12 protein-coding genes are annotated in these 14171 nt (G+C 59.5%); 6 read left to right on the top strand and 6 right to left on the bottom strand.

What is annotated here, in order from left to right:
* Nucleotides 1–40 precede the first annotated feature (40 nt).
* The 4 genes from glmU to AC2FF8_RS03670 are packed head-to-tail and all read left to right on the top strand — an operon-like array spanning nt 41 to nt 4458.
* On the top strand, nt 41–1393 hold the full coding sequence (gene glmU, locus AC2FF8_RS03655) for a bifunctional UDP-N-acetylglucosamine diphosphorylase/glucosamine-1-phosphate N-acetyltransferase GlmU (protein WP_170343766.1): 1353 nt from the start codon (nt 41–43) through the stop codon (nt 1391–1393).
* Nucleotides 1394–1396: 3 nt separating this feature from the next.
* On the top strand, nt 1397–3220 hold the full coding sequence (gene glmS / locus AC2FF8_RS03660; protein ID WP_170343765.1) for a glutamine--fructose-6-phosphate transaminase (isomerizing): 1824 nt from the start codon (nt 1397–1399) through the stop codon (nt 3218–3220).
* A 3-nt stretch (nt 3221–3223) separates the two neighbouring features.
* Nucleotides 3224–3766, top strand: a complete 543-nt coding sequence (locus tag AC2FF8_RS03665; protein ID WP_425078572.1) for a pyridoxamine 5'-phosphate oxidase family protein — start codon at nt 3224–3226, stop codon at nt 3764–3766.
* Nucleotides 3767–3771: 5 nt separating this feature from the next.
* Entirely contained in the window at nt 3772–4458 is a 687-nt protein-coding gene (locus AC2FF8_RS03670) for a DNA alkylation repair protein (RefSeq protein ID WP_496878940.1), read from the top strand.
* On the opposite strand, the gene AC2FF8_RS03675 is transcribed toward AC2FF8_RS03670, so the two are convergent.
* Nucleotides 4446–4877: a hypothetical protein gene (locus tag AC2FF8_RS03675; protein ID WP_425078574.1), complete on the bottom strand. Its 432-nt coding sequence runs from the start codon at nt 4875–4877 to the stop codon at nt 4446–4448. The genes AC2FF8_RS03670 and AC2FF8_RS03675 overlap by 13 nt on opposite strands.
* Before the next feature lie 91 nt (nt 4878–4968).
* Here AC2FF8_RS03675 and moaA point away from each other — a divergent pair, with 91 nt between their 5' ends.
* Both moaA and AC2FF8_RS03685 read left to right on the top strand, forming a co-directional pair.
* Nucleotides 4969–5976, top strand: coding sequence for a GTP 3',8-cyclase MoaA (moaA, locus tag AC2FF8_RS03680; RefSeq protein ID WP_171631101.1), 1008 nt, complete (start codon nt 4969–4971; stop codon nt 5974–5976).
* 1 nt (nt 5977) lies between these two features.
* Nucleotides 5978–7276: a 3-deoxy-D-manno-octulosonic acid transferase gene (locus tag AC2FF8_RS03685; protein ID WP_496878941.1), complete on the top strand. Its 1299-nt coding sequence runs from the start codon at nt 5978–5980 to the stop codon at nt 7274–7276.
* 71 nt (nt 7277–7347) lie between these two features.
* Here AC2FF8_RS03685 and AC2FF8_RS03690 read toward each other — a convergent pair whose 3' ends face one another.
* From AC2FF8_RS03690 to AC2FF8_RS03710, 5 genes are read right to left on the bottom strand one after another with little or no spacing between them, the layout of a single operon-like run.
* Nucleotides 7348–8511 carry a M20 aminoacylase family protein gene (locus AC2FF8_RS03690; protein WP_170343760.1) on the bottom strand — a complete coding sequence of 388 codons (1164 nt, stop codon included), beginning with the start codon at nt 8509–8511 and terminating at the stop codon, nt 7348–7350.
* Between the two features lie 22 nt (nt 8512–8533).
* Nucleotides 8534–9697, bottom strand: a complete 1164-nt coding sequence (locus AC2FF8_RS03695; protein ID WP_496871871.1) for a M20 aminoacylase family protein — start codon at nt 9695–9697, stop codon at nt 8534–8536.
* Nucleotides 9698–9712: 15 nt separating this feature from the next.
* Nucleotides 9713–10879, bottom strand: a complete 1167-nt coding sequence (locus tag AC2FF8_RS03700; RefSeq protein WP_425078577.1) for a M20 aminoacylase family protein — start codon at nt 10877–10879, stop codon at nt 9713–9715.
* 40 nt (nt 10880–10919) lie between these two features.
* The gene (gene argE, locus AC2FF8_RS03705; RefSeq protein WP_425078578.1) at nt 10920–12089 is read right to left on the bottom strand and encodes an acetylornithine deacetylase; all 1170 of its coding nucleotides are present in this window, start codon (nt 12087–12089) and stop codon (nt 10920–10922) included.
* A 5-nt stretch (nt 12090–12094) separates the two neighbouring features.
* A complete protein-coding gene (locus AC2FF8_RS03710) occupies nt 12095–13915 on the bottom strand; it encodes an ABC transporter ATP-binding protein (protein ID WP_496878942.1) in 1821 nt (606 codons plus the stop codon).
* Nucleotides 13916–14171 lie beyond the last annotated feature (256 nt).

Here is a 14171-nt window from a genome sequence, read left to right on the forward strand (position 1 = left end):
TAAAACGGACGGCAACAAAACACAAAGAGAAAACGATTTCATGAGCAATGCCCTTGTCATCCTTGCCGCCGGAAAAGGCACCAGGATGAATTCGGATCTTCCCAAAGTCCTGCATCCCATCGCTCAGGTTCCGATGCTGATCCATGCGATGCGCGCCGGATCTGTCCTGTCGCCCGAACGTACTGTGATCGTTACCGGCCACGGGTCCGAAGCTGTGGCAAAGGCCGCAATGGCCGAGGATGAAGATGTGCAAATCGCCGTTCAGGAAGACCAGTTGGGTACGGCCCATGCGGTCGCCCAGGCCCGGAACGCATTGAACGGCTTCGATGGCGATGTGGTTGTTCTTTACGGCGACACCCCGTTCTTGCAGCCCGACACGCTGGAAAGGATGATCGAGGCGCGGTCCGGGAATGACTTGGTCATTCTTGGCTTTGAAGCGGTCGACCCTGCCCGTTATGGCCGGCTGGTCATGAATGGCGATGTGCTGGAACGCATTGTCGAGTTCAAAGATGCGTCAGATGAAGAACGATCCATAACTTTCTGCAATTCAGGGCTTTTGGCCTGCAATGCGCAGCTGCTGTTCTCGTTGATCGACGAGGTCGGAAACGACAACGCTGCGGGCGAGTACTATCTGACCGACGTGGTTGAAATTGCGCGCCGCCGTGGGCTGAACGTGACCGCTGTCGCGTGCGACGAGGCGCAGACGCTGGGCGTGAACTCTCGCGCTGATCTGGCCGCCGCAGATGCCGTGTTTCAGGCGCGCGCGCGAGCTGAGCTTCTTGACCTGGGCGTCACATTGATGGCCCCAGAGACGGTGTACCTGGCTGCGGATACGGTGGTCGGGCGCGATACGGTGATCGAACCGAATGTGGTGTTCGGACCGGGCGTCACCGTTGAAAGCGGCGCGACGATCCGGGCCTTTTCGCATCTTGAGGGCTGCCATGTCAGCCGGGGCGCTGTCGTCGGCCCCTACGCGCGCCTGCGCCCCGGCGCCGAACTCGCTGAAAACACGCGGGTCGGCAATTTCGTCGAGATCAAGAATGCCGAAATCGCCGAAGGCGCGAAGGTCAATCACCTCAGCTATATCGGAGACGCTTCGGTTGGCGCTGCGACCAACATCGGCGCGGGGACGATCACCTGCAACTATGACGGCGTGATGAAGCATAAAACCACGATTGGTGCGAACGTCTTTGTCGGCTCGAACACCATGCTGGTGGCCCCGGTCACTGTGGGCGACGGCGCGATGACCGCGACGGGCACCGTCGTGACCAGGGATGTGGACCCCGAGGCATTGGCCGTGGCCCGCGCCAAGCAGGAAAACAAGCCCGGATATGCGCGTAAATTGTTTGACATGTTGAAGGCGAAGAAGGCTCGCCGCGATAAAAAGGCCTGAGATATGTGTGGAATAGTAGGTGTTTTGGGGCAGCACGAGGCCGCCCCCATTCTGGTAGAAGCCCTGAAACGGCTGGAATATCGCGGCTATGACAGCGCCGGGATTGCGACCGTCAACGACGGCGCATTGGGCCGGCGGCGCGCGGTTGGCAAGCTGGTCAATCTCAGCGACCTTCTGGTGCATGATCCTCTTCCCGGAAAATCGGGCATTGGCCACACCCGCTGGGCCACACATGGTGCCCCGTCGGTCAACAATGCACATCCGCACAAGGCGGGCCCTGTGGCCGTCGTTCATAACGGCATCGTCGAAAACTATCGCGACCTGAGGGCCGAACTGGCCGAACATGGTGTTGATTTCCAGACCGAAACCGACACGGAAACGGTTGCCCTCATGACGGAACACCACCTGAACTCGGGCCTGTCCCCGGTTGAGGCCGCGTTCAGGACGATCGACCAGTTGGAAGGCGCGTTTGCACTGGCCTTTCTGTTCGACGGAGAGGACGACCTGATCGTGGCGGCCCGCAAGGGATCACCACTGGCCATCGGCCATGGGGATGGTGAGATGTATGTGGGTTCTGATGCCATTGCGCTGGCCCCGCTGACCAATCAGATTACATATCTGGAAGAAGGCGACCGCGCGGTTCTGACCCGGACGTCACTTGAAATCCGCAACGAGGCCGGTGAGCTGGCAAACCGGGAAAAGCGCAAGATCAAGCTGGATCACGCACGCGCGGACAAGGGCGAGCACAAGCATTTCATGGCCAAGGAAATCGCTGAACAGCCCATTGTCGTGGCAGAGGCGATCCGGTCCTACCTGCCCACGGGCGGCGACCGCGTGGTCCTGCCGGACACGGATCTGGATTTCAGCAAACTGGACCGTCTGACCATGGTGGCCTGCGGCACCGCGTTTTACGCTTGCCTGACCGCGAAATACTGGTTCGAGCAACTGGCGAAGATGCCCGTTGAAGTCGATATCGCCAGCGAGTTCCGCTATCGCGAACCGCCGATCACCGACCGAACACTGGCGCTGTTCGTCAGCCAGTCGGGCGAAACCGCCGACACGCTGGCCGCGTTGCGCTATTGCGAGGGCAAGGCAGACAAGATCGTTTCGGTCGTCAACGTGCCCGAAAGCTCGATTGCACGAGAAAGCGATATCGCCTTGCCGATCCATGCCGGTGTCGAGATCGGTGTCGCCTCGACCAAGGCCTTCACCTGCCAGTTGAGCGTGCTGCTGATGCTGGCGCTCAAGGCTGCCGCAGACCGGGGCACGCTGACGGATGAGGACATCGCCGATCATGCCGCCGCGCTGCGTGGGTTGCCGACTGTACTGAACGCGGCACTCGATCAGAACCGGGCGATCCGCAAGGCCGCCCAACGCCTGTCGGAGGCGCGCGACGTCCTGTTTCTGGGCCGTGGTCTGATGTATCCGCTGGCAATGGAAGGCGCGCTGAAGCTGAAGGAAATCAGCTATATCCACGCTGAAGGATACGCGTCGGGAGAGTTGAAACACGGCCCCATCGCCCTGATCGACAAGCATATGCCTGTGGTCGTCATGGCCCCGCGTGACACGGTTTTCGACAAGACCGTCTCGAACATGCAGGAAGTGATGGCGCGCAAGGGCAAAGTGATCCTTGTCTCTGATGATGATGGCATTGACGAGGCCGGCGACGGTGTCTGGAGCAGCATCCGCATGCCACATGTTCACACCAGCCTTGCACCGATCCTCTACTCGATTCCCGCGCAATTGCTGGCCTATCACACGGCTGTTGCCAAGGGCACGGATGTGGATCAGCCGCGCAATCTGGCAAAGTCGGTCACGGTGGAGTGATTTATGGCCAAGCAGTTCCCGCAGCTTGATGAAGCGCATCAAAGGTTCATCGAAGACCAGCATATGTTCTTCGTCGGCACCGCCGGGGCCGAAGGTCGGGTCAATATTTCCCCCAAGGGAATGGATTCGCTGCGGGTACTGGGGCCGAACCGCATCGTCTGGATGAACCTGACCGGCAGTGGCAATGAAACGGCGGGGCATCTTTTGCAGGTCAACAGGATGACGCTGATGTGGTGTTCCTTCACCACACGTCCGATGATCCTGCGCACCTATGGCACGGCACGTTGCCTGCATGTCGGGGATGATGGATGGAACGACCTTGCCGGCCTGTTCCCAAATCACCGAAGCGCACGACAAATCTATGACCAGTCGATCGACATGGTGCAGACCTCTTGCGGCTATGCCGTGCCTTTCATGGAATTCCAATCCGACCGCGACACGATGCAGAAATGGGTGGATGGAAAATCAGACGAGGAAATCCGTACCTACTGGGTGGAAAGGAACGGCCAGACAATTGATGGAAAGCCAACCGGCGTACCGATGTGAGTCCGATGCTGAGTGGATATCTCGATCAGATCAACGCGCATGGTGACCCCGAACGGGCGACCCAGATGGCCAGTTACCACAAGGCGGATCGCATCTATCTGGGCGTCGCGAACCCGGTTCTCAACGACCTGACCAAGGCGTGGCGGCAAGAACTGGATGTGCCGGCGCGGATCGCATTGGCGGACGCATTATGGAAAACGAACATCCACGAAGGGCGTCTTGCTGCATCCAAGCTTTTGACTCAGGCGCGCATCAGACCAGACGCGGCGGTTTGGGACTTGCTTCAAAGCTGGCTGCCGGATTTCGATGCGTGGGCCGTTGCGGATCACGCGTGCATGGCGATGCAAAAGCGACTTTCAGCAGATCCTGACCGACTGGATCAGGTAGAGCATTGGACCCGGTCCGATCACATGTGGACCCGGCGCGCAGCCTTGGTCGCAACCCTGCCCTGGACCAAACAGAACCACCCCAAGCCTGACGACCTGCGCCGCCGTGACCGCATCCTTGGCTGGGCTGCCGGATATGTTCCGGACCGCAACTGGTTCATTCAGAAATCCATCGCCTGGTGGCTCCGCGAACTGTCCAAACATGACCCGGAACGCGTGATCGCCTTTCTGAAACAGCACGGTGATGCCATGAAGCCATTTGCCCGCCGCGAGGCAGGCAAATACCTGAAAAATCAGTCCATATAGACCTCAAGCTCGACAAGTTCGTCGAGGGGCACCAGCAGGGCCCTCATGGCGTCCAGAGACAAGCGACTGCCGCTGCTGTCCGGACCGGAAACCGGGACCAATGTGATATAGGCCTGCGCCCCAGTTCGCGGCACGACGACACGCGCCGTAACTTCGCTGTCCACCAGCGGAGTCTGCATCCAGCGCCCCGGAGTGGTCGGATCCCCGAGCCCGGCGATGGTGGTTTTCGCTCCAACCCAGTTCGGGCGCGCGGAAACCGGTTCGGGTTGCAGCACCTCTTCGGCAACTGCGGTGCCAGTTTCCGCGTCAGGCACCGTCTGGACGGGCGTGTCGCCCCCGCCGAACACTCGGTCAGTCGTTGACTGCACGGCGTCGCATCCGGCCGTCATTGCGCATGTCAAAACAAGTATTTTCTTCATGCCGGAAACCTACAGCCCCGCGCCCACCTGTTCCAGCGCAAAGCACAGTTCGCCCTTGTCGCGGCCATGTTCCAGCTTTACTTATTGCATCATGACAGCTCCGCTTATCGACCCGTTTGCCCGCGCCATCACATATCTCCGCGTCTCCGTCACGGACCGCTGCGACTTCCGCTGCGTGTATTGCATGTCCGAGAACATGACCTTTCTGCCCAAAAAAGACCTGCTGACATTGGAGGAACTGGACCGGATGTGTTCGACCTTCGTCAGGATGGGGGTCGAAAAGCTGCGCATTACGGGTGGTGAGCCGTTGGTGCGTCGCAACATCATGACGTTCTTCAACTCGATGACACGCCACCTGGACAGCGGTGCATTGAAGGAACTGACGCTGACAACCAATGGGTCGCAACTGCACCGATTTTCCGATGATCTGTATGCGGCCGGTGTGCGCCGGGTGAATGTCTCGCTGGACACTCTGGATGATGACAAGTTCGCCAAGGTCACACGCTGGGGGCGCCTGAAACAGGTTTTGAACGGAATTGACGCCGCGCAAAAGGCTGGACTGCGGATCAAGATAAACGCCGTCGCCCTGAAAGGGTTCAATGAACCCGAACTTCCGAAAATCACGGAATGGTGCGCCCAGCGGGATATGGATCTGACCTGGATCGAAGTCATGCCGATGGGTGATATCGGCAACGAAGACCGCCTGGATCAGTACTGGTCACTCAAAGACGTGCGGAAAGAATACGAAAACCACTATTCGGTCACCGATCTGGCCGAACGCAGCGGTGGCCCGGCCCGTTACGTGCGGCTCGAGGAAACCGGCCAGAAAATCGGCTTCATAACGCCGCTGTCGCACAATTTCTGTGAAAGCTGCAACAGGGTCCGGCTGACCTGCACGGGCGAACTTTACATGTGCCTGGGTCAGGAAGACATGGCCGACCTGCGCGGCGCCCTGCGCGATCATCCCGATACCGAACAGCCACTTGAAGACGCGATCCGGTCCGCCATAAATCTCAAGCCCAAAGGGCATGACTTCGACTATTCCCGCCAAGCCGTCGATGGCCGGATGAGCCGTCACATGAGTCACACAGGCGGCTGATATGCCGGATCACGACGGCCGCCCCACGGCGTTGTACCATGCGTACTGCGCCCTCACGTCTCTTGCCGCGCCCCTGGTATGGCGGGTCGTGCGGAACAAGCTGCGGGCAGCAAACGTACCTGTCAAGCGACAACAAGAACGCCTTGGCCATGCCAGCCTGCCCAGGCCAAATGGGCGTTTGATCTGGTTCCATGCCGCCAGCGTCGGCGAAAGCCTTTCGGTCCTCAGCCTGATCAGACGGCTCGCAGACCGCCTGCCCGAAGCCGAGTTTCTGATCACCTCCGGCACCCCGACCTCAGCGGCTCTGATCGAAAAACGCCTGCCGCCCCGCACACGGCATCAATACCCGCCGCTTGACACGGCAGGTCCGGTCCGACGCTTTCTGAACCATTGGCAACCAGAAGGCGGGGTTTTCGTCGAAAGCGAAATCTGGCCCCGGTTGATCGTCGAAAGCGCCAAACGGGGCATTCCGCTGGCCATTCTGAATGCACGACTGTCGGACAAGTCTGTTGCCGGTTGGAAAAAACGCCCCGAAACGGCGCGGTTCATTCTGAACAAATTCAACTTGTTCCTGACGCAGAACGACAAAACCGCAGCCAACCTGACAGCCATGGGTGCCCCTGCCGGCCGCGTCCGGCCCGGCACCAATCTCAAGGCCATGTCAGACCCCCTTCCCATAGACCACGGCACGCTGGATGACATCGGTTCTCAGATTTCCGGCAGACCTGTGTGGATCGCCAGTTCAACCCATGCCGGTGAAGAGGAAACCGTTCTGGCCGCGCACCAATCACTTCTGGAACGCTGGCCCGATCTGCTGCTGTTGCTGATCCCGCGCCACCCCGAGCGACGCGGCGATATCGCCAAACTACTGGAAGCCTCCGATCTCAACGCCGCGTTCCGATCCGAAACTTCCCCTATCAAAACCGAAACCCAGGTATATGTTGCAGATACATTGGGCGAGACCGGCACATGGTACGCGCTGTGTCCCATCGTGTTCCTGGGCGGCTCCCTGAAAGACATCGGCGGTCACAACCCATTCGAACCGGCACAGGCCGGAGCCGCCGTGGTTACCGGCCCCGGATACTTCAATTTTGCAGAAACGTTCGCACCGCTGATCAAAACCGGTGGCGCCATCGAGGTTCGAACCGAAAAGGATCTCTCTGCGGCGGTCGAGCATTGGCTTTCAGACGACCAAGCCCTGACCCAGGCCCGCAACGCCGCCCAATCCTGCGTCAAGACCCAAAGCAACGCGCTGGACTCCGTCGTGGAAACACTGTGCAGCTCGCTCAACCTGACTTGACAGTGCAGGATCCCTCTTCATCTGGCCGAAAATATCCCGGGGGTGTGGGGGCAGAGCCCCCACTCGTCCGATCAGGCCGCCGGCATCCGCTGCTCAACGATCTCTGCCCACCAACTGCACCCGGCGGGAATCGCCTCATCGTTGAAGTTGTACTCCGGGTGGTGAACCATGGCCGTATCGCCGTTACCCACTAGAATATAGGCCCCGGGACGTTCCTCCAGCATGAAGGCAAAGTCCTCGCCTCCCATGACCAAAGGCGCATCGTCGCAATCGCCGGATACCGACCGGGCAACAGCTGCGGCGAACTCGGTCTGTTCTTCACTGTTCACCATCACCGGGTACCCGCGGATGTAGGTCACGTTTGCCGTGCCTCCGAACGTGGCCGCGATTCCATTGCAGATCTCATTGATCCGCTTTTCGGCCAGATCCCGCATGTCCTTGCTCATGGTGCGTACGGTTCCTTTGATCTGAACGGTTTGCGGGATCACGTTGAACGCTTTCGACGAGGTCTCGAACGACGTCACCGACACCACGACCTGATCGATCGGATCGGCATTGCGCGAGGAAATGGTCTGAAGCGCCAACACCGCCTGCGCAGCCAGAACCGTGGTATCTACTGTTTCATGCGGCTTGGCCGCATGACCACCCCGCCCTTCAAAAGTGATGTCGAACTGATCGGTTGCGGCAAAGAAGGAACCGGGACGGATGGCGAACTTGCCCACAGGTTGTCCCGGCCAGTTGTGCATGCCGTAGACTTCCTGAATATTCCAGCGGTCCATCATGCCATCTTCACACATTTCACGACCACCGCCGCCGCCCTCTTCGGCAGGCTGGAAGATCACAACGACCGTGCCATCGAAGTTTCGGGTTTCCGACAGGTATTTCGCAGCACCCAAAAGCATCGCCGTGTGGCCATCATGGCCGCAGGCATGCATCGCGCCCGGTGTTTTCGAGGCATAGTCCAATCCCGTCGCCTCATGAATCGGCAACGCGTCCATATCCGCCCGCAGACCGATCACCTTGCCGCTGCTGTCCGATTTGCCCTTGATCACGCCAACAACGCCGGTGCGCCCGATGCCGGTGACGACCTCATCGCAACCGAACTCCTGCAGTTTCTCGGCCACCATTGCGCTGGTGCGGTGCGTTTCGAACAGGATTTCCGGGTTTTCGTGCAGATCCCGTCGCCAGGCGGTGATCTCATCCTGCAACTCGGCAAAGCGGTTTTTGACTGGCATGTCTTCTCTCTCCTAATTCAGTTCAAGCCGCCGGCATTCGGCGCTCGACCATTTCTGCAAACCACGAGCATCCGATCGGGATGATCTCGTCGTTGAAGTTGTATTCAGGGTGGTGCAACCCGGCGCTGTCACCGTTGCCCAGAACGATGAAGGCTCCGGGCCGTTCCTCCAGCATGAACGAGAAATCCTCGCCCCCCATGACCATCGGCGCCTCGATGCAGCTGCCCCCGACCGAAACCGCGGCTTCTGCCGCATATCCCGTTTGAGTTTCGGCGTTGATCGTCACCGGAACGCCACGCGTGTAATTGACGTTCACGGAACCACCGAATGTTCCAGCAATCCCTTCGGCGACCTCTTTGAGGCGCTGTTCGATCAGATCACGCATCTGGTTGGAATGGGTCCGGACCGTGCCGCGTATCCGCGCCGATTGCGGGATCACGTTGAACGCTGTCGAAGACGTCTCAACGGACGTCACCGACAGCACGGCTTGCAGGATCGGATCCGCATTGCGCGACACGATCGTCTGCAATGCCACGATCATTTGCGACAGCATCACCGTCGTATCGACCGTCTCATGGGGTTTCGCAGCGTGACCTCCGCGCCCTTCAAGATGGATGTCAAATTCGTCCGCCGCAGCCAGCAATGGGCCCGAACGGATCGCGAACTGCCCGGTGGGCAGGCCCGGTACGTTGTGCATCGCATAGACTTCCTGAATGCCGAACCGGTCCATCAGACCGTCCTTGCACATGGCCTCGGCACCATTCCCGCCCTCTTCGGCGGGCTGAAAGATCACGATTGCAGTGCCATCGAAATTGCGCGTCTCAGACAGGTACTTTGCCGCTCCCAAAACCATGGCGGTATGCCCGTCATGCCCGCAGGCATGCATCGCGCCAGGTGTCTTCGAGGCATAGTCCAGCCCGGTCTGTTCCTGCATCGGCAGGGCATCCATGTCGGCGCGCAGGCCAATCACGCGGCCCTGCGTGTCGCTTTTGCCGCGAATGACCCCGACCACTCCGGTGCGACCGATGCCTGTCACGACCTCATCACAGCCGAATTCCTTCAGCTTTTCCGCCACCAGCGCGCTGGTGCGGTGCGTGTCGTACAGAATTTCCGGGTGTTGGTGAATGTCACGCCGCCAGCCTGTGATCTCTTCGTGCATCTCTGCAAGGCGGTTCTTGATCGGCATGGCACTCTCCCTGATTTATACGACCGGCAATCGTCGTTCCACAATCTCGGCAAACCAACTGCAACCGGCGGGAATCGCGTCGTCGTCAAAGTTGTATTCCGGGTGATGGCACATGGCCGTGTCCCCGTTCCCGATAAAGATGTAAGCTCCGGGCCGTTCTTCAAGCATGTAGGCAAAATCTTCCGAGGGCATGATCGGATCAGTGCCGTCGTTGACCCTGCCCGCTACGGCCTCGGCCGCCTCGGCAGCGTACGCCGTCTCAGCCTCGGAGTTGACCGTAACCGGATAGCCGGGCGTCCAGACGACATCCGCCTTTGCGCCGAAGGCCGAGGCCGTATCCTCGGCGATCCTGCGCACGCGCTCTTCTGCAATCGCGCGGTATTCTGGGTCGAGTGTCCGGACGGTCCCCTGCAAACGGACGGTATGCGCGATCACGTTCGACGCGACGCTGTCCGTTTCGAACGTGCCCACAGTCAGCACCACGCGTTTGATCGGATCGACGTTGCGCGACACGACGGATTGCAACGACACAACGATATGCGAGGCTACCAGCGTGGTGTCTACCGCGTCATGCGGTGCAGCCGCGTGTCCGCCCTTGCCGGTGATCGTGATCTCGAATTCATCAGATGAGGCCAGCAATGCGCCGGGTCGGATCGCGAATTCGCCCACCGGCAAGCCCGGCATGTTGTGCATACCATAGACCTCATCAATGCCCCAGCGGTCCATCAGACCATCCTGACACATGGCCAAGCCACCCGCGCCGCCTTCTTCTGCCGGCTGGAAAATCAGAACCACAGTGCCATCGAAGTTTCGCGTTTCGGCCAGGTACTGGGCGGCCCCAAGCAGCATCGAGGTATGCCCGTCATGCCCGCAGGCGTGCATCTTGCCCGATACGGTCGACGCATAATCCAACCCCGTCGCCTCTTCGATCGGCAATGCGTCCATATCTGCACGAAGTCCGATCACGCGCCCGGTCGTATCCTGCCGCCCCCGGATAACGGCCACGACACCGGTCTTGCCAATTCCCGGAGTGATCTCATCAACACCAAACTCCTTGAGGCGCTCGACAACGAAAGCAGCGGTTTCGTGCACGTCATACATCAATTCAGGATGCGCATGCAGATGGCGGCGCCACGCGGCAATATCGCCGTGCATTTCCGCAAGTCTGTTTTTGACAGGCATCTCAAGACCTTCCTCTGAACAATTGATGCTGTGTTGAATGCTACTCTGCGCCGAGCTTTTCAACCAGTCGTTGCATAAACCTGTGCCCCGCATCGAACTGCGCGATTGATATGAACTCGTTCGGCTGATGCGCCTGCGCGATATCGCCGGGGCCGCAGATCACGGCTGAATACCCGGCCTCCTGAAACTGCCCCGCCTCGGTCCCGTAGCTGACGACGTGGCTTGCGTTGTCCCCGGTCAGGGCGCGCACCAAAGCTTCGGCTTCTCCGTCCTGTTCAGGCACCAGCCCCGGGATCGCGAAATGCTCAGACAGTTCGATACGCGCATCGGGGTGAACGGCCTGCATCCGTGCTTCGACCTGGCGAACCTGTTCGATATAGGCCTCGCGCCATTCAGCCTGCGTTTCGTCCGGCACCGTGCGGAAATCCATCATGAACTTGCAGTCTTTGGCAGTGATGTTGTGGGCTGTCCCGCCTTCGATCATGCCGACATGACAGGTGGTCCACGGCGGGTCAAAAACAGCCGCGATTTCGCTCGGCTCAGCGGCCATGCTCTCGGCGTTTCTATGATTTGCCCAATCGATCAAAGGCGCCGCCGCCATGATCGCATTCACGCCGGTATGCATGATCGAGCTGTGCACTTCGAACCCGACAATATGTGTATCAATGCCGAACCCGCCCTTGTGCCCCGTCACTGCCTGCATCATCGACGGCTCACCCACGATCACTGCCGATCCCTTGGGCAAAACCTGTTGCATTGCCTCAATCATGGGCGGCGCACCGGTGCATCCGACCTCTTCGTCAAAGCTGAGCGCAAGTTGCAGCGGCCGCTTTATTTCAGCGTAATGCGCTTCGACCAGGGCCCAGATCGCCAGGGCGTCAAACCCCTTCATGTCGCAGGTGCCGCGACCGAAGTATTTGCCGTCCTTCTCGGTCACCGTGAAAGGATCGGTATCCCACGGCTGACCGTCCACCGGCACGACATCCGTGTGGCCAGATAAAACCACCGCGCCTTCTTCCAGCGGACCCACATGCGCAAAGATCGCGGCCTTGTGCGGTTGATCCGGGTCCGGCCACCGATGGGGCGCGATTCCATGACCTTGCAGATATTCCTCGACCCAATCCACCAGCGGCAGATTGGTGTCGCGGCTTACGGTCGGAAATGAGATCAGCTTTGTCATGATCTCAAGCGGCGTCAGGCGTTTCGCCATTGGGGTCAATACCCGCTGTCGGTGGTCAGGATGAAGTGCCCTGCCTCAACCTCTCGATATTGCGAAGGTTCCGGCCTGTAGTCAGTGGGATGAATCGGAGAAGGGATCGGTTTGAAATTCAGATCCTTTTCCGATTTCCGCTTGTTCGGGTCCGCGATCGGAACCGCCTTCATCAGCGCCTGTGTATAGGGATGCTGCGGGTTCTCGAACACCCGCGCCCGGGGCCCAAGTTCGACAATACGACCCAGATACATGACCCCGACATAATGGCTGACCCTTTCAACCACGGCCATATCGTGACTGATGAACAGATAAGACAGGCCCAGTTCGGACTGCAATTCCATCATCAGGTTCAGAACCTGCGCTTGCACCGACACGTCGAGGGCCGAGACCGCCTCATCCGCGATGATCAGCTTGGGGTTCAGGGCCAGAGCCCGCGCGATGGCAATCCGTTGCCGCTGACCGCCCGACATTTCATGCGGGAACCGACGCATGAAGCTGCGCGGCAATTGCACCTTGTCGAACAATTGTGCCACGCGGTCCTGAAGCTCGGATCCCGACGCCACGCCATAGTTGCGCATCGGCTCGGCCACCTGATCGACCAGCTGCATCTGCGGGTTCAAGGACGCGAACGGGTCCTGGAAAATCATCTGCATGTCCAGCCGCGCCTTGCGCAAACCAGATGGGTCAAGCTTCATGATGTCGACACCGTCCAGATCAATCTCGCCCGCCAGAGGCTCAACCAGCCGCAGGATCGAACGCCCCGCCGAAGACTTGCCGCACCCGGATTCGCCGACAAGGCTGAGCGTCTGACCTTTGTTCAGTGTGAACGAGACATCCTCGACCGCATGAACGTTCGAGATCGTGCGCCGCAAAAGCCCGCCCTTGACCGGGAACCGGGTCGTCAGGTTCTTGACGGTCAGCAGAACCTCTTCCGTACCCGGAATTGGTGCAATATTCTGCCCTTCGACCCCCAGCAGCTTCATCGGCTCGGGCGCAGATTTCCCCTGCATCTCGCCCAGTTTCGGCACTGCGGCCAGCAACGCCTTGGTATAGTCGTGCTGCGGGTTTTCAAAGATTTCCTTGACGGTGCCTTCTTCGACCTTGTTGCCGCGGTACATGACAACGACACGGTCAGCCATCTGTGCAACCACGGCCATATCGTGGGTGATGAACATCACCGCAGTTCCGGTTTCCCGCTTCAGGCGGTCCATCAAGGCCAGGATCTCGGCCTGAATGGTCACGTCCAGCGCTGTGGTGGGTTCGTCGGCGATCAACAGGCGCGGCTCGCAGGCCATCGCCATCGCAATGACGACGCGTTGGCGCATCCCGCCCGACAACTCGTGAGGATATTGTTTCAGACGCCGCTCAGGTTCAGGTATGCGAACCTGGCGCAACAATTCAAGCGCCCGCGCTTCTGCCTGCGCTTTCGTCATGTCCTTGTGGATACGCAGACCTTCGGTCAACTGGCGGCCCACGGTGAAAACGGGGTTCAGCGCGGTCATCGGCTCTTGAAAGATCATCCCGATCTCGTTGCCGCGAATCTGCTTCATCAGATCCTGATCGGCCTTGGCCAGGTCCATTTTTTCGCCATCGCGACGATCAAACAGCAGTTCGCCGCCCGCGATTTCGCCGCCACCGAACTCGACCAGGCGCATCAAGGACAACGATGAAACCGACTTCCCCGAGCCCGATTCGCCAACGATACAAACGGTTTCGCCTGGCTTGACCTCGAACGAGACGTCCTCAACACCAACAACGGGACCGTCCTTTGTCTGAAACTCCACCCGCAGTTTTTTGATTTGAGCAATAGGCTGATCCAGCACGTGCGCGCTCCCTTGACGACGTTGTTCTTGTTCTGAATGCCGAACGCTACGGCGGGCCACCGGGAAAAGTCAAACCCATTACACATTTTCGCGACGGCACCACTTGCATTTTTCTCAAGTTCTGTTTCGATACCCAGCGTAACCGCCTTGGGGAGGCAGCGCCGACGGAAACCGTTAGCGCTATTATCACGAATGATCAAAACCTTACCCCGAAGCGGCAACGCCAAACCCGCAGGCCTTGCGGAGATAATCGAGA

This window comes from Ruegeria sp. YTSA144 (genome assembly GCF_059610125.1).